Here is a 20,622-nt window from a genome sequence, read left to right on the forward strand (position 1 = left end):
TGCGAGCCGGGAGCAGCATGCCGGGGCGTGTCGGCGTCCGTCAAGAATAAATCCTAAATTAAGATTTCACGCGCTATGCTCGGCCCATGAGCTACCGGTGGGAGAACACAGCGAACGCCCTGCGCCAGGGCGTCATCGGCATCGTCCGCACCCACGACGCGGAGTCGGCGGTCTCCGCCGCCCGCGCGGTCCTCGAAGCCGGGCTGCGGTCGGTCGAACTGCCCCTCACCAACCCCGGCGCGCTCGACGCCATCGCCGGCCTCACCGCCGCCTACCCGGACGCGACCGTCGGCGCCGGCACCGTCCTCGACGAGGCCTCCGCCGTGCTCGCGATCCGCGCCGGCGCCCGGTTCCTCGTGGCGCCGTCCGTGGACGCGGCGGTGATCCGTACCGCTCACCGGTACGGCGCGGCGGCCTTCCCCGGCGCCGGTTCCGTCACCGAAATCGTTCGTGCGCTGGAAGAAGGTGCCGATGCCGTCAAGGTTTTCCCCGCCTCCGCGCTGAGCCCGTCGTGGGTCAAGGACGTGCGAGCCGCGCTTCCGCAGGCGCCGCTCGTGCCCACCGGCGGCATCGGGCCGGAGGACGTGCCAGGCTGGCTGGCAGCGGGCGCGGTGGCGTGCGGGGTCGGCTCGGCGCTGACCCGCGGCACCGCCGCGGACATCTCCGCCCGGGTCGAGACGCTGTTGAGGAGCGCGCATGGCTGAGCTGGTCTTCGTCGGGTGCTACACCGGGGAAGCGGGGAACGGCACGGGGATCACGACGTTCTCCCGGTCCGCCACCGGCGAGCTGCACGAGGTCGCGACGCTGGCCCTCGAGTCGCCGTCGTGGCTGACCCGGCACCCCTCGTTGCCGGTGCTGTACGCCGTGAACGAGACCGCCACCGGCGAGGTCACGGCGCTTTCCTTCGACGACTCGGGCAAGCTGTCGGTGCTGGGCACGGCCGGGACGGGCGGCGCGCATCCGTGCCACCTCGCGGTGACCCCGGACGGCCGGTTCCTCCTGTGCGCCAACTACACCGGCGGCAGCCTGGCGGTGTTCGCGCTGTCGTCGTCCGGCTCCATCGAGGCTCGGACCGCGCTCGTCCAGCACGAGGGCAGCGGCCCCCGCACCGACCGCCAGGAAGCCGCGCACGTCCACATGGCCGTCCCGGGCCCCGGCATCGTCAGCGCGGTCGACCTCGGCACGGACGAGATCCGCAGCTACACGCTGACGCCGTCGGGCGGGCTGGAACCGCTGGCCGTGTCGGCGCTGCCGCCGGGCACCGGCCCACGGCAGCTGGTCCGCCGTCCCGGCACCGACCTCGCGTACGTGGTCGGCGAGCTGGCCGGAACCGTCGTGACCGTCCGGGAGACCTCGCCGGGCGCGTTCGAGGTGGTCGCTTCCACGCCGTCGACCCTGTCTTCGGTGACGCCGAACCTGGTGGCGCACCTGGAGCTGACCGGCACGCGCATGTACGTGTCCAACCGAGGCCCGGACTGCGTGACGGAGTTCGCCCTGGACGAGGCGGCCGCGGTGGCCGATCAGGCGTGCGGCGCGAACCCGCGGCACTTCGCGCTGGTGGACGGCACCTGCTACGTCGCGGCGCAGTCGGAAGACGCGATCACGGCGTTCACGCTGACGGCGTCCGGAGAGGCGGAGCTGAAGTACTACCCGACGGGTTCGCCGACTTTCGTGCTGCCAGTATCTACGCCCTGAGCAACAACCTGGGGGTTTGCGCAATGCGTGTACTGCTGTCCACCTACGGCTCCCGTGGCGACGTCGAGCCGCTGGCGGCGTTCGCGGTGCGGCTGAAGGAGCTGGGCGCCGACGTGAAGGTGTGCGCGCCGCCGGACGAGGACTTCGTGCGGCGGCTGGCCGCCGTCGACGTGCCGCTGGTGCCGATCGGGCCATCGGCGCGCGAGCTGACGAAGGCCGCGCCGGCGCCGTCTTCGCTGCCCGAGCGGGCCGCGCGGCTGATCGCGGCCCAGTTCGACGTCATGCCGGCGGCCGCCGCGGACTGCGACGTGCTGGTCGCCACCGGGATGATGCCGACGGCGGCCGGGGCGCTGTCGGTGGCCGAGCTGGCCGGTATCCCGGCGCACTACGTGGCGTTCCAGAAGCTGTCGCTGCCGTCGCCGCACCACGCGCCGCTCGCCTACCCCGGCCGGCCGCACCCGCCCGGCGTCACCGACAACCGGGCGCTCTGGGACGTCGACCGCGAGAGCCTGAACGTGCTGTTCGGGCCGGGGCTGAACGCGAGCCGGGCCGCGCACGGCCTGCCCGCGGTGGACGACGTCCGCGGGTTCGTCGTCGGCAAGCGGCCGTGGCTGGCGACCGACCGGATCCTGGACCCGTGGGAGCCGGACGACGACCTCGATGTCGTGCAGACCGGTGCCTGGATCGTGCCGGACGAGCGGCCGCTGCCGGCCGACTTGGCGGCGTTCCTGGCCGACGGCGAACCGCCCGTGTACGTCGGGTTCGGGAGCATGCCGATGCACGCGGCGGCGGACGTCGCCGAGGTCGCCGTCGCGGCGGTGCGGGCGCACGGCCGCCGGCTGGTGCTCAAGCGCGGCTGGGCGGGCCTGACCGTCGACGGCGCCGACGTCTTCCTCGTCGACGAGGCCAACCACCAGGCGCTGTTCCTGCGGACGGCGGCGGTCGTGCACCACGGCGGCGCCGGGACCACGACGACGGCCGCGCGGGCCGGCGTCCCGCAGGTGGTCGTCCCGCAGGCCACCGACCAGCCGTACTGGGCGGGCCGGGTCGCGGCGCTGGGCGCCGGCGTGGCCCACGACGGTCCGGTCCCGACGGTCGAATCGCTGACGGCGGCACTCGGGACGGCCCTGGCCGCGAAGGATCGCGCGGCCGAGGTGGCGGCGCTCGTCAGCACCGACGGCACCATCGCGGCCGCGAAGCTGCTACTGGGATCGGCGTAACACGACCACGTCCGCGTCGTGGGCCGCGGTCCAGTCGAAGGGGAGGCCCGCGTACTTCAGGTGAGCGCCTGAGTACCGGGTCCCCTCTTCGTCCACATAGGACGACTCCGGGCACACGTCCAGACGCACGCGCGACGAGCGGCCCGGGACCAGCGGTGCGCCCGTCAGCTCGCCGGTGTTCCACGCCAGCACCACCACGGTGTCGCCGTCTTCCGAGGTGTACTGGGTCGCGCCGGTCAGCACCCGGGCGACGCCGTGGTGGACGACGTCCCGGATCGACTTGTACACAGTCACCAGCGAAGCCGCCTCCGCGTGCTGCTCGGGCGTCCACTTCGACAGGTCCGCGCCGATGCCCAGCACCCCGGCCATGGCGGTGACGAACCGGAACCGCAGCGACCGCGGCCGCGGGTCGAAGACGCCTGGGGAGTCCGTGACCCACGAACTCATCAGGTGCGGCGCGTGCATCAGCAGGAACCCGTCCTGGATCGCCAGCCGGTCCAGCGGGCCCGTGTTGTCGCTCGGCCAGACGACGTCGGTGCGCGCGACCGTCGCCAGGTCCGTCCGGCCGCCGCCGCCCGCGCACGCCTCGATCGTGACGTGCGGGTGGGCGGCACGCAGGTGGTCCAGCACCGAGAGGTACCCGGCGACGTGCTCGGCGTCCAGGTCCGCGGCCGGCGAGCCCGGGCGGCCGCGTTCCGTGGGCGGGCGGTTCATGTCCCACTTCAGGTACGAGATCGGGTATTCCGTCAGCAGCGAATCCAAAGTGGACTTGACGAACCCGGCCACCTCGGGCCGTCCCAGGTCCAGCAGCAGCTGGTTGCGGATCAGCGTCGGCGGGCGGCCGTCGATCCGGTACACCCAGTCCGGGTGCTCGGCGTACAGCCGCGACTTCGGGCTGACGGCCTCCGGCTCGACCCACAGGCCGAACTCCAGGCCCAGCTCCCGTACCGAGTCGACGAAGTCGCCGAACGACTCCTCCGCCGGGGTCCAGTCGCCGAGCCCGCCGGTGTCGTCGTCGCGGCCGGTGAACCAGCCGTCGTCGACGACGAACAGCTCGACGCCGAGGTCCGCCGCCTGTTTCGCCAGCTCCAGCTGGTGCGCGCTCCGGACGTCGAAGCCCGTTGCCTCCCAGGAGTTGTAGAGCACTGGACGCGGGCGCCGCCACCGAGAGCCGGCCAGCACGCGGTCGTAGTCGTGCCACACCGAGGCCAGCCCACCGAGTCCGTCCACACTGGACGCCAAGGCGACCGCGGGCGTCACGAGCGAAGCACCGGGTTCCAGCAGCACCGGACCCGGCGACGGCAGCCGGCCGGCCCGGACGCGCGTCAGCCCCGAAGGCTCGACATCGGCCTCGATCGACCACGAACCCGGCCACTCCAGGGAGACGCCGTAAGCGGGACCGCCGGCCGAGTCCTGCACCGCCAGCCACGGCACGTGCGCGTGACCCGGGACGCCGAACCGGCTCTCCATCCGGAACCCACCGGCGGGCAGGTCCACCGTGCGCCGCGTGAACTCCTGTGACCACTGGCCGGTCAGGTACGTCAGCCGCGCGCCGGAAGTCGTCGGCACGCACACGCCCGCCGAGCCCAGCCGGTCGAACTCCAGCGTCGCCGAGCCCGTGTTCTCGAACTCGACCCACCGGGTCAGGACGTCCGTCTCGGGCACCGGCCGGTAGCACAGCACCGCACGCAGCCCGGAGACCTCGTCCACAAAGGCCACTCGCAGGTCGTCGTCCGAGGAGGCCGATTCGAACCGCCACCACGAACCGCCGCGCACCGAGACGTCCGCGCCGGAGAACGGGCGCTGGCCCAGCGGCGCGTACTCGACCGGGGCCGCGTCGGCCTCGGTGATGAAGTGCACCGTGCCCGCGTTCGTGAACACCGACGGCCCGTCTTCGATCCCTTGTGGACCCCACGCCACCAGTTCGAGCCAGCGTTCGGCAGGGTCCAGCGCCACGGTGTACGAAGTGGACTTCATGGACACGGTCCACGTCACTTGATCGCCCCGATCGCCAAGCCCGAAATGAAGTGCTTCTGGAACCGCAGGAACACGGCCACGGTCGGCACGGCCGCGATGACCGACCCCGCCGCGATCACGTTCCAGTTGGACACGTACTGCCCCTGCAGGCCGAGCAGCGCCGGCGTCACCGGCATCACGGTCCCGGTGCGCAGCACGGTGATCGACCACAGCAGGTCGTTGAACGTCCAGGTGAACGCCAGCGCGCCGAGCGCCGCCAGCGCCGGGCGGGTCATCGGCAGGATGATCCGCCAGAAGATCTGCGCGACGCCGGCGCCGTCGATCAGCGCCGCCTGCTGGATCTCGCCGGGGATCGACCGCATGAACCCCTGCAGCACGAACGTGTAGAAGCCGAGCCCGAACCCGACCTGCACGACGATCAGCGCCGTCAGCGTGTCGTAGATGCCCAGCAGTTCGGCCAGCTTCGCCACCGGGACGAGCAGGATCTGCGGCGGCAGGAGGTTCCCGGCCAGCATCACCAGGATGATCGTGCGGCGGAACGGGAGCTCGTACCGGCTCAGCGCGAACGCCGCCGGCGAGCTGAGCAGCAGTGCGAGGAGCACGGTCGGGATCGTCACGAGCAGGCTGTTGAGCATCGCGTGCCCGCCGCCGCCTTCACCCCAGGCCTGCCCGAAGCCGTCCAGGGTGAACGACGCCGGGAGCGCGCCGAGGCCGTTCGACGCGATGTCCGAAAAGGACCGGACGCTCGTCGTCAGCACCAGCAGGATCGGCAGCAGCCACAACACCGCCAGCCCGCCGGACAGGAGGTGGAACCCGAAGGTCCGCGTCTTCACGAGTCCTCCCGGAACGCGCGCACGAGGTAGGTCACGATCACGCCGAACGCCAGCACGAAGATCACCACGGCCAGCGCGGACGCGTAGCCGAGGCGCAGCGACTGGAACGCCGTCGCGTACATGTAGGTGCTGAGCAGCTCGGACGAGTGGTACGGCCCGCCCTTGGTCATCGACCACACGACGTCGAACGACCGCAGCGAGTCGATGATGATCACCGACAGGACGACGGAGTTGACGCTGCGCAGCTGCGGCCACGTCACGTTGCGGAACTGCTGCCACGCCGTGGCACCGTCCAATTTGGCCGCTTCGTACAGCGCCGGGTCGATTCCCTTGAGGCCGGCCAGGTACAGCACCATCACGTAGCCGAGCTGCCGCCACAGCGCGGGGACGAGCACCGCGTACAACGCCGTTTTCGGGTCGGCCAGCCAGGCGTGCTGCCAGCTGCCGAGCCCGATCGCGCCGAGCACCTTGTTGAAGACGCCCTCCGGCTGGTAGATCACCTGCCAGATCAGGGAAGTCGCGACCAGCGAGAACACCACCGGCGTGAACAGCGCGGCCCGGTAGAACCCGACGCCTTTCCTCTCCCGCTGCAACAGCGTCGCCAGCGCGAGCCCGCCGACGGCCGAGAGGCCGCCGAAGAGCACGAGCCAGATCACGGTGTCGAGCGCGGCGGTCTTGAAGATGTCGTCGGAGAACATCTCGGCGAAGTTCCCCAGGCCGACGAACGTGGGCGCGGAGACGCCGTCCCAGTTCGTCAGCGCCAGGTAGAAGCCTTGCAGCGCGGGCCAGAACACCCAGAACCCCTCGACGACGAGGGGCACCAGGACGAACGCCAGCAGTACCGGCGAGATCCGGCGACGGCGTTTGGACGCCCGCGCGGCGGTCTTCGGCCGTTCCGCGGTCAGCACCGCCATGTCAGGACTGCCAGACCTTCTGCGCGGCGGTCTGCCAGTCGCTCAGGATCGAATCCAGCTCGTTCGGCTTCTGGATGAACCGGATCAGCGCGGCGTCGGCGGTCGGCTGCAGCGCGTCGGAGGAGTCGCGGTTGAAGAACTGCGTGATCTCCTTGGCGTCCGCGAGCATCTTGCGTCCCTTTTGGACCATCGGGGTGCCGTTGTCCTTGGCCTTCGGGTTGGTCGGCAGGACCGTGCCGGAGGAGTTCTTGATGTAGAGCTCCTGCGCCTCGGCCGTCGCGACGTACTTGAACCACTCCTTGACGTCGGCGACGTGCGGGGTGCGCGCGCTGGCGAAGAAGCCGTCGGTCGGGCCTTCCTCGGCGACCGGCACGGCCGGGTCGAGGATCGGGAACTGGAAGAAGTCGAGGTCGCCGAGCGCGTCCTTCGGGGCGGCGTCGGCGAAGAACGTGCCGGTCAGGACCATGCCGGTGCGGCCCTGCAGCAGCACGGTGGTGGCGTCCTGGAACGCGATCGCGGTGCCGTTCGGGTCGAAGTACGGCAGGGCCTGGCGCCACGGGTCGAAGATCTTCTTGACGCGCGGGTCGTCGAAGCGCTGCTTGCCGGCCAGGAGTTCGCGGTGGAAGGGCGCGCCGTTGATCCGGATGTTCAGGTAGTCGAACCACGCCGACGCGGTCCACGGCGTGTTGCCGCCCGCGCCGAGCCCGATCGGCGCGATTCCCTTGCCCTTCAAGGTTTCGCAGAGCGCGAGGAACTCGGTCCAGTTGGTCGGCGGCTGGACGCCCCACTTCGCGAAGTTGGACTTCCGGTAGAAGAAACCCCACCAGTAGTACGAGGTCGGGATGAAGACCTGGTGGCCGGCGCCGTCGCCGGAGAGGGTGCGGAACGCGGCGCTGTAGTCGCCCATGGTCTGCCAGACGTCGCCGACGTCGAGGAGCAGGCCCTTGCGCGCGTAGCCGGAGAGCAGCGAACCCGGGTACCACGTGAAGGTGTCCGGCGGGTTGGCCGCGGTCAGGTAGCTGGGCAGCTGGGTGCGGAAGGTTTCCGACGCGACGGTGTTGACGGTCGCCGTCGCACCACCCTTCGCGCCGAAGGCCTGGGCGAGCGCTTCGATCGCCTTCTTGGCTTCGGGCGAGGACAGGTTCGACTGGACGGTGACCGCGCCGGCGGCCTGCTTGACCGGGCCGGAGTTCGCGGAAGTGGCGCAGGCGGCGAGGAAGCTGCCCGAGCCGATGGCGCCCAGCCCGGCGAGGCTCGCGTTGCGCAGGAAACGACGGCGGGACAGGCCGGCACTCGTCATGTCGTGACCCCTTTGTCTGTGGCGCCCGCACGGGCGTGACTGCTGCCAAAGAGTGCAACCGGGCGCCGCCGGTGTCAAGATGTATTCATAATTTATGACGAATTCGGTCGCAGCGTAGGATGGCCCGACCACGAACCACCAGTCGAGAGGGCCCTCCATTGACCGAACACCGGCCACGCGGGCTGCACGGCCAGACCGTGGAGGCACTGGCCAGCCGGATCCTCTCCGACGAGTGGGGCGAGGGCACCGTCCTGGACCTGCCCGCGCTGCGCGAAGAGCTCGACATCAGCCTGACCGCGCTGCGCGAAGCGCTGAAGGTGCTGGCCGCGAAGGGGATGATCGACGCCCGGCAGAAGCGCGGCACGTTCGTCCAGCCGCGCGAGAAGTGGAACATGCTCGACGCCGACGTCATGCGCTGGCAGACCGCGGCCGCCGACGACCCGGGGCTGCTCGACGAGCTGACCGAGGTCCGCGCGGTCGTCGAGCCGGCCGCGGCGCGGATCGCGGCCGAGCGGGCGTCCGACGAGGACCTCGAGTCGCTGCGGGAGGCGCTGGCCGACATGGCCGCGGCGGGCGACGACGCCGAAGCGAGCGTCCAGGCCGACCTGGCCTTCCACCGGCGGCTGATGACCGCCACGCACAACAACTTCCTGATGCGGATGGAACGGATCATCGCGATCGGGCTGGCCGAGCGCGACAAGCTCGTGCACGGCGCGCCGACGGCGGAGGACCCGGTGCCGAGCCACCGCAAGGTCTTCGACGCGATCGTGGCCGGCGACCCGACAGCGGCCGAGCAGGCGATGCTCGCGCTCGTCACGAAGTCCCGCGACGACCTCGCGAAGGCTCAGCGGAAGCCTGCACGAGGGTAACTCGTCGAGTAACAAAGTTGCATTTGAATCAGGCTTCCGGTCGTGTCGTAATGGGTTCATGACTGACGTTCTGAACACGATGGTTGCCGCGGCCTCGGAGGCCGCGAGTGCTTTGCTGGCTTCGTTCGACCCGGCGAGCCGCCCACCGGACCGGGAGGCGATGTACGCGCTCGGCACCAAGCTCGAGGCGACCTCGACTTCGGTGGTGCGATCGGCGCTCGACGGCGTCGACGGCGTGAAGTGGTGGGACGAGGACGAGCGCGGCCGGGTCGTGCCGGCCGGGCGGTGGTGGGTGGTCGACGGCACCGAGGGAGCGGTCAACCACGTGCACGGCCTGCCGGAGTGGGCGGTGACGATCACGCTGGTCACGGACGGGCAGCCGGAGCTGACGGTCGTCCGCCAGCCGATCGGAGATCTGACGTACACGGCTTCACGCGGGCAAGGTGCGTTCCTGAACGGTTCGCCGTTGCGGGTGTCGGCCAAGACGGATTTGTCGGCCGCCGCGGTGACGGCGAGCCAGGCGGGCAGCTCCCCGGCGGTCTTCGCGCGGTTCGCGGACGCTTTCACCGCCATGGCTTCGAAGGCACTGTTGGTGCGCAACACGATTCCGACGACGTTCCCGTTGCTGGGGCTGGCCGCCGGGCAGTACGACGTGTTCTGGCAGTACGAACCCGACCTGCCCGGCAGCGCGGCCGGCTCCCTGCTGGCGCTTGAGGCGGGCGCGGTCGTCTCGGACCTGTCGGGTGGCGCCTGGGACGTCAACTCGGCCGACATCCTCGTGGCCGCACCGGGTTTGCACGCCGCCGCGCTGGAGGTGCTCGCGTGAGCCGGGTGGCGGTGCTCGGCGCGTCGGGCGCGGTCGGCAGTGAACTGGTGAAGCAGGCGCTCGAGCGCGGACACGAAGTGGTGGCCATCAGCCGTCGCGCGTCGGCTACCGGCGAGCGGCTGACGTCCGTCGCGGCCGATGTCCACGACGCCGCGGGGATCGCGGACGCGTTGCGGGGCAACGAGATCGTGCTCGACGCTTTGGGATTGCGGAAGGGTGATCCGCCCGGTGTGCTGACAGCGGGCGCCCGCGCGGTGGTGGCCGCGGCTCCGGCGCGGGCGGTGTCGGTGGGAGCGCTCGGCACCGGGCCGTCGGCCGCGGCGGCCGGCTGGCTGAGCCGGACCGTGGTTTCGCGGCTGCTGAAGGCCGAACTGCCGGACAAGGTCGGCGCGGACACGGCGATCCTCGGGATGGGCGGAACGGTGGTGCACGTCGGCCCGATGAAGAGCGGCCCGATCAGCCCGGCCCGGCGCTCGGTGACGCTCGCCGCGGTGCCGCGCCGCCTGTTCCCGGCGACGATCAGCCACGCGACGGTGGCGGCGGCCATGCTCGACGCGGCGGAGAACGGGCCGCGCGGCGAAGTCCTGGTGGCCCTCCCCAAGTGAGCGCGAACGTCTTGAATGAGTCATTCAGGTCTTCGGAGGTCCTGAATGACTCATTCAAGACCTTCCAGCACGTCGGTGACCGCGGTGCGGCAGTGGGCGCGCAGCCATTCGTGGGCCGGGTCGCTGTCGTACCGGCTGTGCCAGCTCAGCACCACCGGGGCACTGGGCGGGTCGAATGGCAGTTCCGCGGCGCGCAAGCCGACGTCGGCGCGGGCCTGGGCGGTGGACCGGTCAGCCAGCACGGCCACGACGTCGCTGTGCGCGATCGCCTGCAACGCCAGCGCCGCCGTCGGGAGCGCCGCCACCACGCGGCGGCGCAACCCCAGCTCTGCCAGCACCTTGTCGACACCGTCGCGCAGCCGGCCGCGACGGGACACGATCACGTGCTCCGCCGCCGCGAACTCCTCGATGTCCAGCTCGCGCCCGGCGCGCGTGACCAGCACCAGCCGGTCCTCACCCACCACGAGATGGCTGATCTCCGGCGACGCCGGCACCGACGCCCCGAGCTCCAGGTCCACGTGTCCGCGGGCCAGATCCGGCGTGTCCACCGGCGCCTCCGCCAGCAACCGCAAGCCGATTCCCGGCGCCTCGGCCGACGCCGTCCGAAGCAGCGCCGGGAACAGCGCCGCCAGCAAAGCGTCGTGCCCCTGGATCGTGAACGTGCGCCGCAGCGTCGCCGGGTCCACCGTGCGGGCCGGGGCCAGCACCCGGTTGGCCCGCGCCACCAGCGTCCGGACCTCGTCGCGCATCGCCAGCGCACGCGGGGTCGGGGTCATCGTGCGGCCGGTGCGCACCAGGATGTCGTCGCCCGTCGTCGCGCGGATGCGGGCCAGCGTGCGGCTCATCGCCGGCGGGGTCAGGTGCAGCCGGTCGGCCGCCGCCTGGACGGAGTTCTCCTCCAGCAACGCGTCCAACGCCGTCAGCAGGTTCAAGTCCACCTGCACGACAGTAACGAATCAGGTGCCGTCGAGTGCGTTCTGGAGCATGCGCGACGCCGCCGCGCGCGGGGCCGGGTCGACCGCGATCAGCGCGTTGACGACGGCGCCGTCGACCAGGGCGATCAGCCTCTCGAGTTCGTCAGCGGAGACCGGCGTGCCGGAGCGGGCGAAGATCTCCGTCAGCAGCTCGTTGAGCTGCGCCGACAACGTCCGCATCAGCGGCCGCAGGTACGGCCGGCGGCCGGTGGCGACCAGCCGCTCGTACCGCAGCAGCACCGCCTCCGCGTCCGCCTCCGGGTCGTCGGTCTCCGGGCCCAGCAGCATCTCCAGCACCAGCTCGACGGTCGCCTGGACGCCGCGGTTGCGCGTCGCCAGCTCCTCCAGCCGGCGGCGGCCGGTCTCCAGCTCTCCCTGCCCGTGGTGCTCGACGGCCGCCGCGACCAGGTCTTCCAGCGAGTCGAAGTAGTACGTCGTCGAGGCGAGCGGCAGCCCGGCGCGCTCGGCGACCGCCCGGTGCCGGACGGCGTCGAACCCGCCCTCGACGAGCAGCTTCGCGGCGGCCTCGACGAGCGCGGCGCGCCGTCGCTCCCCCTTCGGGGTGGTCGCAGCGGTCATGACCGGTCATTCTGCCAACCGGGCGGACCCGGGCTCAGAAGCGGGCCGCGAGATCGTGCGCGAACGTCTCCACCTGCCCCGCGTACGGCGCCGTCGCGCCCGAAGACGGCACGCTGACCAGCACCAGCGAACCCCCGGACGCGGTCGCCACCTGGGCCGTGACCGTGCCGGCGGGCTGGGACTTGAAGACCACGGGGATGCCCTTCGGGTACAGCGCCGCGGCGACCTCGCCGCCCGGAACCGGGAACCCGGCGGAGCGCGCCGCCGTCGAACAGGCGCCGCCCGGCACGGCCGGGGTACCGGCGACGTGGCCGGGGAGCTCGCCAGCGAGGGCAATGGCGAGCTCCCCGTCCACCTCTTCGCACCCGGAGGCGCCTTCGGCCAGAGGGCCGGTCTTCCCGCCCTGGTCACCTCCCTGCCGAGGTGGTTCGGACGAGAAGTTCGGTGACTCCCCACCGATCTCAGGACGTGCCGGGCCGATGCCGGGTTGCCCCGAGCCCGGAGCGGATTGCGACGACAGCGCGCCGTTGTCCGCGGCCGTCATCGATTCGGGGGTACCCCCGGACAGCAGCCCGTATGCGCCGAAGCCGACGACGACCAGCGCCGCGGCGCTTACGCCGGTGGTGATCCGGTTGCGGCGCCGCACGGTCTGGCGGCGGGACTCGCGGACGACGTCGTCCTGCGTGAAGCCCGGTTCAGGCGCGTCCGGCGGCGCGGCGGAGAACAACGACCGCAGCTCCTGCTCATCCATTGGTCTCCACCTCCCTCTCCAGGACCTGCCTGAGGTTCGCCAGCCCGCGCGCGGTCTGGCTCTTCACGTTGCCTTCGCTGCAGCCCAGCGCCTTCGCCGCGCCGGTCACGTCGAGCCCTTCGAAGAACCGCATGACCAGCACCGCCCGCTGCTTGGGCGGCACTTCCTTCAACGCCGCGAGCAGGTCTTCCCTGGTCGCGACGAGGTCGTCGAGGCCGGGCGTGTCGTCGGCGGGCTCGGGGAGCGTCTCGGTCTGCCACTCACGCCGCCACGGCCGCCGCGATTCGTCGATCGACGCCCGCACGAGCGTCTTGCGCACGTACGCGTCGGTCGCCGCGGGATCCCTGATCTTCTTCCACCTCCGGTGCAGCGCGACGAACGCCGTCTGCGCGAGGTCGTCCGCCCGGTGCCAGTCGCCGCAGAGCATGTACGCGGTCCGGCGCACGGCGTCCCGCCTGGCGGCGAAGTACTCCGCGAACTCCTCCTCGTCGCGCTGGTCCACGCGCAGTCGTGCTCCGCTCTGTTGTCGTCGGTGGGTAGGACGGAATCAGGGGCGTCCACGGTTGCACGGACCGACGGGGTTCGACCACCCGAGGGCTCATTGATCCTCATCCGGTGGGTGTGATGTGATCGCTCCGTGACCTTCACGCTGCCGCCGCTGGACTTCCGTTCCGACACCGTCACCCGTCCGGATGACACGATGCGCGCGGCGATGGCGTCCGCCGAAGTCGGGGACAACGTCCTCGAGCGCGACCCGACGGTCCAGGCGCTGGAGGAACGCGCCGCGCACGTCCTGGGCATGCCGGCCGCACTGTGGGTGCCGAGCGGGACCATGGCGAACCTCGTCGCGCTGAGCCTCCACCTGCAGCGCGGCGACCGGTTCCTCGCCACGCGCGGGGCCCACGTGCTGTCGAACGAGCTGGGCTCGGCGGCGTGGCTGGCCGGCGGGATGCCGGACATCCTGGAGCACGACGGCGGCCCGGGCCGCCCATCGCCCGACGCCCTCGCGGCCGCGATCGGACAACCCGGGCCGTACTTCACATTACGGACATCGCTGCTCTGCCTCGAGAACACGCACAACGCGGCCGGCGGCGCGGTGACCCCGCCCGACGAGCACGCCCAGCTGCTGTCCGTCGCGAAGGAAGCCGGCCTGACCGTGCACCTCGACGGCGCCCGGCTCTGGCAGGCCGCGGTCGCGCTGGAGGTGCCGCCCGCCGCGCTGACCGTCGGCGTCGACAGCGTGTCGGCCTGCTTCAGCAAGGGCCTCGGCGCGCCGGTCGGCTCGGTCGTCGCGGGCAGCGTCGCGTTCGTCGAGCGGGCCCGCCGGATGCGCCAGATGCTCGGCGGCGGCGTCCGGCAGGGCGGCGTCCTGGCCGCGGCCTGCCTGGTCGCGCTGGACCGGATCCCCGACCTGGCCGAGTCGCACGAGAACGCGAGCCGGCTCGCCGAGGGCCTGCGCGAGCACGGCTGGCCGACAAACGAGCCGGATACCAACATCGTCCTCGCCGACGTCCCGGACATCCCGACCGCGCTCGCCTGGCTCGACTCGCTCGGCATCCGCGCGGTACCGATGGCCGGCCGGGTCCGGTTCGTGACGCACCGGGACCTGAGCGCGGCCGACGTCGAAGAAGCCTTGCGCCGGATCAAGACCGGCGCGTGAACTCCCTGGGGGAATCGTGAACTGGATCGTGTTCGACTACGGCGACGTGCTGAGCAAGCCGAGCCTGGCCCGGCCGGACCTGGCCGCGCGCATGGGCGTGCCGCTGCCGGAGTTCGAGAAGGCGTACTGGGACTACCGGATCCCGTACGACGCCGGGAGCACGCCGCTCGAGTACTGGCAGACGGTCGGCGACGCGCTCGGCGTGTCCGTCGACGAGGAGCTGTCGGCCGAGCTGACGCGCGTCGACGTCGAGGGCTGGGGTCACCTGGAACCGTCGTCGCAGGCGCTGCTCGAAGCGCTTTCCGAGGCGGGCGCATCGCTGGCGTTGCTGTCGAACGCCCCGGTGGTGTTCGGCGAGTGGGTCCGCGCGCAGGAGTGGGTCCGCCACTTCCGCGTGACGCTCTTCTCGGGCGACGTCCGCTGCGTGAAGCCGGACGCGAAGATCTTCCGCCTCCTGCTCGACGAGCTGGGCGCAGAGCCGGCCGACTGCCTGTTCTTCGACGACCGGCCGTCCAATGTGGAGGGTGCGCGGGCGGTGGGGCTGAAGGCCGAGGTCTGGAACGGCGCCGACGCGGCGCGCGCCTGGCTCGACTGATCTCACCCGCACCGCACGTCCGCCTACCGGTGGTGATCGTTCGTGGCCTAGGCTGCACGCCAACCCCGACTCCCCGGTAGGCCGCCATGACGAGCGAACGACCGTCGGCCCGCGTCGACTTCGACCGGCCGAGCATCGCCCGCGTCTTCGACGCCCTGATGGGCGGCACGGACAACTACGAAGCCGATCGCGCGGTGCTGCGGGAGATCCTCGAAATCGCGCCGGAGTCACCGGCGATGGCGCAGGAAGTGCGGCAGTGGCTGGTGCGCGCCGTGCGGTACCTGACCGAACGGCTCGGCGTCGACCAGTTCCTCGACCTCGGCTCGGGCTTCCCGACGGTCGAAAACACCCACCAGGTGGCGCAGAAGTACAACCCGGAGGCGCACGTCGTCTACGTCGACAACGACCCGGTCGTGCAGGCGCACGGCCGGGCGTTGCTCGTCGACAACGACTTCACGCACATCTCGGGCAACGACCTGCTGCGTCCCGGCGAGACCCTCGCGGACGTGCAGCGGTTCATCGACTTCGACCGGCCGGTCGGGCTCGTGCTGTGCGCGATCGTCCACCACATCGCGGATCTGGAGCAGGCGCGGCAGGTGGTCAAGTCCTACGTCGGCGCGATGGCGCCGGGGTCGTACCTGGTCCTGCTGCACCAGCACAACCCGGACGACGGCTCCGAAGCGGCCGGCGTCGCGACGCAACTGCAGCAGCGGTTCAGCGGCACCGGGCTCGACACGCTCTACCGCACGCGGGCCGAGATCGCGTCGTTCTTCGACGGCCTCGACCTGCTCGAGCCCGGGTTGACCGCGCCGCACCTGTGGTGGCCGGACGGGCCGCGCCTCGCCCCGCTGACGCCGGTCAACTGGACGTCGCTGGGCGGGGTCGCGCGAATCCCTCAGTAGCGGTTGATGCGGCGCGGGTCCTTGCGGCCGCTGGTGATCGCGCGGTAGCCGGCCGCGCCGAGGAACGCGATGCCGCCGATGATGGCGATCCACAGGACGGCCTTGAACACGAAGCCGATCACGGCGCCCAGCACCATGAACGCCACCCAGGCGACGATCAGGCCGCCGACGATCTTCCAGAACATGGCTTCCTCCGATTGCTCCCGTGGCCGCTGGCGGCCCGATGCCTCCACTGTGGCACCTCGGTGGGAGAAACTCCCCTTGCCGAGCCAACGTTCAGGGATGAATCAGGGTTCCCCCTGGCGCAGCCACCCCCCGAGCCGCCGGACGCCTTCGTCGATGTCCTCGGCGCTGCCGGCGAAGGAGAACCGGACGTACTTGCCGCCGTCCACCGGGTCGAAGTCGACGCCGGGCGTGATGGCGAGGCCCGTGTCGGCGAGCAGCCGCTGGCACCAGCTCAGGCTGTCCTCGGTGTACGCGCTGACGTCGGCGTACGCGTAGAAGGCGCCATCGGCGGGGGCGAGCTTGTCGAGGCCGATGCCCTGCAGGCCCGCGAAGAGCCGGTCGCGGTTGGCGCGGTAGTGCTCGACGTGCGCGTCGGCCTCCGCGTACGCCTCCGGCGTGAAGGCGGCGAGCGCGGCGTACTGCGACACCGCGGGCGGGCAGATGGTGAAGTTCCCGGTCAGGACGTCGACGGCGCGGTGCAGCCGCTGCGGCACGAGCATCCAGCCGAGCCGCCAGCCGGTCATCGCGAAGTACTTCGAGAAGCTGCCGAGCACGAGCGGCTCGCGCCCGTACTGCCACGCGCAGTCGAGCTCGGCGCCGTAGGAGATGCCGTGGTAGATCTCGTCGCTGATCAGCTGCACGCCGTGCGAGGAGCACCAGCCGGTGATGGCGGCCAGCTCGCCGGGCGGCAGCACGGTCCCGGTGGGGTTGCTCGGGCTGGCGACGATCAGGCCGTCGATCGGGCCGAGCTCGTCGAGCAGCGCGACGGTCGGCTGGAAGTTCGTCTCGGCGGTGGTCGCGAACTCGACGACCTCGCAGCCGAGGACCGACAGCAGGTTCCGGTACGCGGGGTAGCCCGGCCGGGCCATCGCGACCTTGGCGCCGGGGTCGAAGGCGCTGAGGAAGGCGAGCAGGAAGCCCCCGGACGACCCGGTGGTCATGACAACGTCCTGGGCGGCGACGTCGAGGCCGTACTTCCCCCGGTAGTGCCCGGCGACGGCCTCGCGCAGCTCGGGGATGCCGAGCTGTTCGGTGTAGCCGAGGGTGCTGTCTTGCAGGGCTTTTTGCGCGGCCTCGAGCACGGGCTTGGGCGCGGGTGCGGAGGGCTGCCCGGCGGCGAGCGACACGAGATCGCCGTGACTGCGCTGCCGGGCGCCCGCCGCGGAGAGGACGTCCATGACGTGGAAGGGCGGCACGCCGGCCCGCAGCGCGGGCCCCGCCTCGAGGTCGGCCATGCGGCCAGGCTAGTAGCCCCGGTAGGCACCTCCGTGGGCCATGGCCTTGATGCCCGGCACGTTGTCGAGGCCGCCGTAGCGGTCGTAGGAGTACCGGACGCCCGCGATGATGTTGTCGACCGGGTTGTAGATGTTGTCGTGGCCGGGCAGCTTGTGGGCGTTGAACGTCGAGTCGATGCACTGCATGAGCCCCTTGGACGGGTGCCCGGCGGCGGCGTTCGAGTTGCCGGTCAGGAAGAGGTGATCACCTTCCTGGGCCGTCCACGTGCCCAGTTCCGTCGTCACGCACCACACGTCGGCCCGCCCGGCGGCTTCCTTGCGCAGGAACGCTCCGGTGACGATCGGGTTGTTCAGGTGCACGGCGAACTCGGCTTGCCAGGTTTCCGGCTGGTTCGTCCGCTCCACCGGAAGCACCCGCGGCCGCGACCCGGACAGGTAGCCGGCCAGCACGATCGCCTCGAGGACGGCACCGGGCGCCTGGTAGACGACCACCTGCGGTTCGGAGTAGCCGGGCCGCAGGTACCGGGTGCCCTCGGCGTCGATGATCGCTTCGAGCCACGCCGCACGCTGGCCGTCGGACATCGCCAGCACTTGCGTGACGGCGTCGGACTTGGGGTTCCCCGCCCGCGCCAGCAGGTCCTGGGCGTAGTCGTGGTCCAGCCGGAACTGGTGCCGCGGCCCGCACCCACCCCGGTCGTCGACGTACACCGCGTGCGGCACGCCGTCGAGGAGCCGGCGGATCTTCGCCACCATTTCGGGCTTCGACTGCGCGATGGACATGGTCCGGCGGTGCCGCCGGGTCTCGACGTGACCGTCACCGGCGATCCACCCGAGGATCGCCGCTTCCGGCACGCTGACGTCCAGAGTCGACTCGGTCGTGGCGGGCGCCGAGAGGAGGATGCGGTCGCGCGAGCGGACTTCCGCGGTCGTGACGAAGCCGGGTTGGGTCTCGTACCGGTTCTCCTGCTTCGGCGAAGCGATGTTGTGCTTCTTGCGCCGATGGACCGCGACGCCGTTCTCGGGCTGGTGCTCCGCGCGCGGCTCCCAGCCGCACTCCGGGCAGACGATCGGCAGACCGGTGCGCCGGACGTGCACCCGCGGCAGGTTGAGCCAGCGGTGGTTCGGCGTCGTGGTCGCCTCCCAGCGCGAATTGCCCATCCGGACCAGCTCGGCGTCCTCGTGGTGGACGACCCGGGTGATCCGCGTCCACTCGCTGCACCCGGTGGCCGGGTTGAAGCCGATCGTCTCGTCGCCGACCTCGACCGCGTCGTGCTTCAGGAACCCACGCCGGGTCAGGATCTGCGTGTCCAGCGGCACGCAGTCCCAGTTGTTGATGGCGTTGGGATTCCCGCCCGACTCGTGCTGGATGATCGCCCAGATGTTGGGGATGTCGGCGTCGGTCACCGGCACGCCGGCGGCCTGCAGGGCCTTGATGGCCTCCTGGATCCACTGCTGCACGTTCCCCGGGGGCGGGGACGACGGCGGGCCGCCACTCGGGCCGAGGCCGCCGCCTCCGCCGCCTCCTCCGCCACCGCCACCGCCGTGGTGGGAGGAGCCGTTGCTGTGGATACCGCCGGTGCTCTTCGGTGCCGCCGGGGTGCTGGCCGGGAGCGGGACCTGGTCGTAGCCGCCCTCGATCTGCTGGGACATCAGCTTCTGCGACGCCTTGATCGCCGTGTCGGCCTGGGTCTGCAGGCCCGTCACGTCACCGTCGAAGCCCGCGGTGATGGTGTGGATGTCGGTCGCGGCCTTCGCCTTGATCTCCGCGGAGGTCTGGGCGGGTGCGGGCTTGTTCGGGTCCTGCTGGTGCGCCGCGGCCGCCCGGTCCGCCGCGTCCATCGCGGTCTGGGCCTGCTGGTTGCGCTCGTTGACCGCCTTCTCCGCGGCCAGCTGCTTGTCCCCGACGTTCTTCTTGATCTGTTCGAGGGTCGACGCGAGGCTGTCGAGGTCCTTGGCGACGTCTTCGAGGTGGGTCTGCACCTTGGTGCCGGCGTCGCGGACCTGGCGGACGTAGGTGAAGAACTGGTCGGCGGCCGGGCCGGCCCACACCTTCGCGTCCAGCGCGTCCGTGGAGCTCTTCAGGGAGGCGGTGTGGTCACCCGCGTTCTTGCCCGCCTCCCGGAACTGCGCGGCCGCCGCGGTGATTTTTCCCAGATCCACCTTTTCGACCTGGTCGACCTTCTTCATGAAGGTGTCCCAATTGTCCGGCGTTCCGGCGCCGTTCCCGTTCAAGCCCACTCTCGTGCCCCCTGCTCAGTTCACTTGTCGACGTGCAGCTTGAGGTCGCTCGCCCCGACCTGGTCGGTCTCGGCGATCAGCCCGGCGGCCTTGCGCATGGCGAACCCCAGCGCCTCCATGTGCTTGCCCGCGGCGTCGAACTGGCTGTGCACGCCGTCCTTGAACTTGCCGACCGCGCCGTGGGCGTCGCCCGTCTCGTCCATGCCGCCGAAGGGGCTTTCCTTTTCGTGGTCCAGGCCGGTGACCTTCTGCTTGGACTTCTCGAACTCGTCCTTCAGCTTCTCCACCTGGCCGGCCGCGATGGCCATCGATTCGGTGTCGTAGACAGGCACGGTTCGTCATCCCCTTCGGAAACTCGTATCCGCCCGATCAGACGTCGCCGTGACCGGGACGGTTCCCGCGCTTACTTTATGACTTCCCGGGGGGCGCGCGTACGGATCCCGGCCAACTTCCACCCGGCGGGGCTCAGGCCTCCGCCACCAGCTCGCGGATCCGGGTCGCCAGCAGGGCGTTGTCGGCCGGGGTCACGGTCGCCCACTCGCGGCCTTCGCGGTCCGACACCACCTGGAACAGGTACCGGCCCGCGTCCGTGTCGAAGAACGCCACCACACGGCCCGCCCGGTGGACGACGCCGTCGCGGCCGACGCGTTCCGCGCCGAACTGGCCGCGGGCCTCCTGGCCCAGCAGCATCCCCGACAGCTCCTGTGCGTGGAACAGCTCCACGCCGCGGTCCTCCAACGCCGTGACCAGCGCCTTCGCGTCGCCCTTCGCCGCCGAGTCGGCCGCGCGGAGGACGTCGTACGGGATGCTCACCGTCTGGCCGATGCCCGGCCCGAGGTCGCCCGCCACCGAGACCGCCGTCTCCGCGAGGCCGTCCTCGGTCGCCGGGATCAGCCAGACCTCGCCGTGGTCCACCACCGCGAGGACGGCCTGGCCGCGGGCGCTCACCGCGCGGCCGCGGATCTCGCGCTCGGCCCAGACCCAGACGTCGATGCCGTACTGCGGGCGGGCCAGCAGGTGCAGCTGGTCGGCCACTTCGCCGGTCACCCGGCGGTTGCGGGCCAGGCGCCGCTCGCTCAGCGACGCCCACGCCGCGTCCACCAGCTCGCGCCGTTCGGCGTGGGTCATTCCCTCGCTCGGCACGTCCAGCGCGACGTGGCGGCGGGGCAGTTCGAGCGACTCCCAGAGCACATCGAACTCGTGCGCGGACAGCACCAGCGACAC

21 protein-coding genes and 2 pseudogenes are annotated in these 20,622 nt (G+C 71.4%); 9 read left to right on the plus strand and 14 right to left on the minus strand.

Annotated features, from left to right (window positions below; translation table 11 throughout):
• Positions 1-86: 86 nt before the first annotated feature.
• The 3 genes from ACERZO_RS25395 to ACERZO_RS25405 are packed head-to-tail and all read left to right on the plus strand — an operon-like array spanning position 87 to position 2,915.
• Positions 87-704, plus strand: coding sequence for a bifunctional 4-hydroxy-2-oxoglutarate aldolase/2-dehydro-3-deoxy-phosphogluconate aldolase (locus tag ACERZO_RS25395; RefSeq protein WP_372667272.1), 618 nt, complete (start codon positions 87-89; stop codon positions 702-704).
• Positions 697-1,695: a lactonase family protein gene (locus ACERZO_RS25400; protein WP_372667273.1), complete on the plus strand. Its 999-nt coding sequence runs from the start codon at positions 697-699 to the stop codon at positions 1,693-1,695. The genes ACERZO_RS25395 and ACERZO_RS25400 overlap by 8 nt, the downstream gene beginning before the upstream one ends.
• Before the next feature lie 23 nt (positions 1,696-1,718).
• Positions 1,719-2,915, plus strand: coding sequence for a glycosyltransferase (locus tag ACERZO_RS25405; protein WP_372667274.1), 1,197 nt, complete (start codon positions 1,719-1,721; stop codon positions 2,913-2,915).
• Here the strand turns inward: ACERZO_RS25405 and ACERZO_RS25410 are convergent.
• From ACERZO_RS25410 to ACERZO_RS25425, 4 genes are read right to left on the minus strand one after another with little or no spacing between them, the layout of a single operon-like run.
• Positions 2,898-4,892, minus strand: coding sequence for an alpha-galactosidase (locus ACERZO_RS25410; protein WP_372667275.1), 1,995 nt, complete (start codon positions 4,890-4,892; stop codon positions 2,898-2,900). The genes ACERZO_RS25405 and ACERZO_RS25410 overlap by 18 nt on opposite strands.
• A 14-nt stretch (positions 4,893-4,906) precedes the next feature.
• Positions 4,907-5,725, minus strand: a complete 819-nt coding sequence (locus tag ACERZO_RS25415) for a carbohydrate ABC transporter permease (RefSeq protein WP_372667276.1) — start codon at positions 5,723-5,725, stop codon at positions 4,907-4,909.
• On the minus strand, positions 5,722-6,639 hold the full coding sequence (locus ACERZO_RS25420) for a carbohydrate ABC transporter permease (protein WP_372667277.1): 918 nt from the start codon (positions 6,637-6,639) through the stop codon (positions 5,722-5,724). The genes ACERZO_RS25415 and ACERZO_RS25420 overlap by 4 nt, the downstream gene beginning before the upstream one ends.
• Before the next feature lies 1 nt (position 6,640).
• Positions 6,641-7,939, minus strand: coding sequence for an ABC transporter substrate-binding protein (locus ACERZO_RS25425; protein ID WP_372667278.1), 1,299 nt, complete (start codon positions 7,937-7,939; stop codon positions 6,641-6,643).
• Positions 7,940-8,097: 158 nt separating this feature from the next.
• Here ACERZO_RS25425 and ACERZO_RS25430 point away from each other — a divergent pair, with 158 nt between their 5' ends.
• Genes ACERZO_RS25430 through ACERZO_RS25440 form a run of 3 tightly spaced genes read left to right on the plus strand, consistent with a single transcriptional unit; the run spans position 8,098 to position 10,239 of the window.
• Complete coding sequence (locus ACERZO_RS25430) at positions 8,098-8,808, plus strand: FadR/GntR family transcriptional regulator (protein WP_372667279.1); 711 nt, start codon at positions 8,098-8,100, stop codon at positions 8,806-8,808.
• Positions 8,809-8,866: 58 nt separating this feature from the next.
• Entirely contained in the window at positions 8,867-9,634 is a 768-nt protein-coding gene (locus ACERZO_RS25435; RefSeq protein WP_372667280.1) for an inositol monophosphatase family protein, read from the plus strand.
• On the plus strand, positions 9,631-10,239 hold the full coding sequence (locus ACERZO_RS25440) for an NAD(P)-dependent oxidoreductase (RefSeq protein ID WP_372667281.1): 609 nt from the start codon (positions 9,631-9,633) through the stop codon (positions 10,237-10,239). The genes ACERZO_RS25435 and ACERZO_RS25440 overlap by 4 nt, the downstream gene beginning before the upstream one ends.
• A gap of 50 nt (positions 10,240-10,289) precedes the next feature.
• On the opposite strand, the gene ACERZO_RS25445 is transcribed toward ACERZO_RS25440, so the two are convergent.
• Genes ACERZO_RS25445 through ACERZO_RS25460 form a run of 4 tightly spaced genes read right to left on the minus strand, consistent with a single transcriptional unit; the run spans position 10,290 to position 13,045 of the window.
• Positions 10,290-11,177, minus strand: coding sequence for a LysR family transcriptional regulator (locus tag ACERZO_RS25445; RefSeq protein WP_372667282.1), 888 nt, complete (start codon positions 11,175-11,177; stop codon positions 10,290-10,292).
• 18 nt (positions 11,178-11,195) lie between these two features.
• Positions 11,196-11,792: a TetR/AcrR family transcriptional regulator gene (locus ACERZO_RS25450; RefSeq protein WP_372667283.1), complete on the minus strand. Its 597-nt coding sequence runs from the start codon at positions 11,790-11,792 to the stop codon at positions 11,196-11,198.
• Between the two features lie 34 nt (positions 11,793-11,826).
• Positions 11,827-12,543, minus strand: a complete 717-nt coding sequence (locus tag ACERZO_RS25455) for a hypothetical protein (protein WP_372667284.1) — start codon at positions 12,541-12,543, stop codon at positions 11,827-11,829.
• The gene (locus ACERZO_RS25460; protein ID WP_372667285.1) at positions 12,536-13,045 is read right to left on the minus strand and encodes a SigE family RNA polymerase sigma factor; all 510 of its coding nucleotides are present in this window, start codon (positions 13,043-13,045) and stop codon (positions 12,536-12,538) included. The genes ACERZO_RS25455 and ACERZO_RS25460 overlap by 8 nt, the downstream gene beginning before the upstream one ends.
• Positions 13,046-13,180: 135 nt before the next feature.
• On the opposite strand from ACERZO_RS25460, the gene ACERZO_RS25465 reads away from it, so the two are divergent.
• The 3 genes from ACERZO_RS25465 to ACERZO_RS25475 all read left to right on the plus strand — a co-directional run bounded on the left by ACERZO_RS25465 (position 13,181) and on the right by ACERZO_RS25475 (position 15,700).
• Complete coding sequence (locus ACERZO_RS25465; RefSeq protein ID WP_372667286.1) at positions 13,181-14,203, plus strand: threonine aldolase family protein; 1,023 nt, start codon at positions 13,181-13,183, stop codon at positions 14,201-14,203.
• A 16-nt stretch (positions 14,204-14,219) separates the two neighbouring features.
• Positions 14,220-14,798, plus strand: a complete 579-nt coding sequence (locus tag ACERZO_RS25470) for an HAD family hydrolase (protein ID WP_372667287.1) — start codon at positions 14,220-14,222, stop codon at positions 14,796-14,798.
• An 86-nt stretch (positions 14,799-14,884) separates the two neighbouring features.
• Entirely contained in the window at positions 14,885-15,700 is an 816-nt protein-coding gene (locus tag ACERZO_RS25475; protein WP_372667288.1) for an SAM-dependent methyltransferase, read from the plus strand.
• On the opposite strand, the gene ACERZO_RS25480 is transcribed toward ACERZO_RS25475, so the two are convergent.
• The 6 genes and pseudogenes from ACERZO_RS25480 to ACERZO_RS25505 all read right to left on the minus strand — a co-directional run bounded on the left by ACERZO_RS25480 (position 15,694) and on the right by ACERZO_RS25505 (position 20,622).
• Positions 15,694-15,885 carry a hypothetical protein gene (locus tag ACERZO_RS25480; protein ID WP_372667289.1) on the minus strand — a complete coding sequence of 64 codons (192 nt, stop codon included), beginning with the start codon at positions 15,883-15,885 and terminating at the stop codon, positions 15,694-15,696. The genes ACERZO_RS25475 and ACERZO_RS25480 overlap by 7 nt on opposite strands.
• Before the next feature lie 102 nt (positions 15,886-15,987).
• The gene (locus ACERZO_RS25485) at positions 15,988-17,160 is read right to left on the minus strand and encodes a pyridoxal phosphate-dependent aminotransferase (RefSeq protein ID WP_372667290.1); all 1,173 of its coding nucleotides are present in this window, start codon (positions 17,158-17,160) and stop codon (positions 15,988-15,990) included.
• A 9-nt stretch (positions 17,161-17,169) separates the two neighbouring features.
• Positions 17,170-17,385: pseudogene (locus tag ACERZO_RS25490) on the minus strand (transglycosylase SLT domain-containing protein); the annotation flags it as partial.
• 1,704 nt (positions 17,386-19,089) lie between these two features.
• A pseudogene (locus tag ACERZO_RS25495) lies at positions 19,090-19,347 on the minus strand (WXG100 family type VII secretion target); the annotation flags it as partial.
• 71 nt (positions 19,348-19,418) lie between these two features.
• Positions 19,419-19,730, minus strand: coding sequence for a hypothetical protein (locus tag ACERZO_RS25500; protein WP_372667291.1), 312 nt, complete (start codon positions 19,728-19,730; stop codon positions 19,419-19,421).
• Between the two features lie 133 nt (positions 19,731-19,863).
• A complete protein-coding gene (locus tag ACERZO_RS25505) occupies positions 19,864-20,622 on the minus strand; it encodes an ESX secretion-associated protein EspG (protein ID WP_372667292.1) in 759 nt (252 codons plus the stop codon).

This window comes from Amycolatopsis kentuckyensis (genome assembly GCF_041679295.1).
Taxonomy (GTDB): Bacteria; Actinomycetota; Actinomycetes; order Mycobacteriales; family Pseudonocardiaceae; genus Amycolatopsis; species Amycolatopsis kentuckyensis_A.

Excerpts from the sequence above, each read along its gene's own strand:
- ACERZO_RS25395 (WP_372667272.1), top strand. The coding sequence starts at position 87 with ATGAGCTACCGGTGGGAGAACACAGCGAACGCCCTGCGCCAGGGCGTC.
- ACERZO_RS25400 (WP_372667273.1), top strand. The coding sequence starts at position 697 with ATGGCTGAGCTGGTCTTCGTCGGGTGCTACACCGGGGAAGCGGGGAAC.
- ACERZO_RS25405 (WP_372667274.1), top strand. The coding sequence starts at position 1,719 with ATGCGTGTACTGCTGTCCACCTACGGCTCCCGTGGCGACGTCGAGCCG.
- ACERZO_RS25410 (WP_372667275.1), bottom strand. The coding sequence starts at position 4,892 with ATGAAGTCCACTTCGTACACCGTGGCGCTGGACCCTGCCGAACGCTGG.
- ACERZO_RS25420 (WP_372667277.1), bottom strand. The coding sequence starts at position 6,639 with ATGGCGGTGCTGACCGCGGAACGGCCGAAGACCGCCGCGCGGGCGTCC.
- ACERZO_RS25425 (WP_372667278.1), bottom strand. The coding sequence starts at position 7,939 with ATGACGAGTGCCGGCCTGTCCCGCCGTCGTTTCCTGCGCAACGCGAGC.
- ACERZO_RS25435 (WP_372667280.1), top strand. The coding sequence starts at position 8,867 with ATGACTGACGTTCTGAACACGATGGTTGCCGCGGCCTCGGAGGCCGCG.
- ACERZO_RS25450 (WP_372667283.1), bottom strand. The coding sequence starts at position 11,792 with ATGACCGCTGCGACCACCCCGAAGGGGGAGCGACGGCGCGCCGCGCTC.
- ACERZO_RS25455 (WP_372667284.1), bottom strand. The coding sequence starts at position 12,543 with ATGGATGAGCAGGAGCTGCGGTCGTTGTTCTCCGCCGCGCCGCCGGAC.
- ACERZO_RS25475 (WP_372667288.1), top strand. The coding sequence starts at position 14,885 with ATGACGAGCGAACGACCGTCGGCCCGCGTCGACTTCGACCGGCCGAGC.
- ACERZO_RS25480 (WP_372667289.1), bottom strand. The coding sequence starts at position 15,885 with ATGTTCTGGAAGATCGTCGGCGGCCTGATCGTCGCCTGGGTGGCGTTC.
- ACERZO_RS25485 (WP_372667290.1), bottom strand. The coding sequence starts at position 17,160 with ATGGCCGACCTCGAGGCGGGGCCCGCGCTGCGGGCCGGCGTGCCGCCC.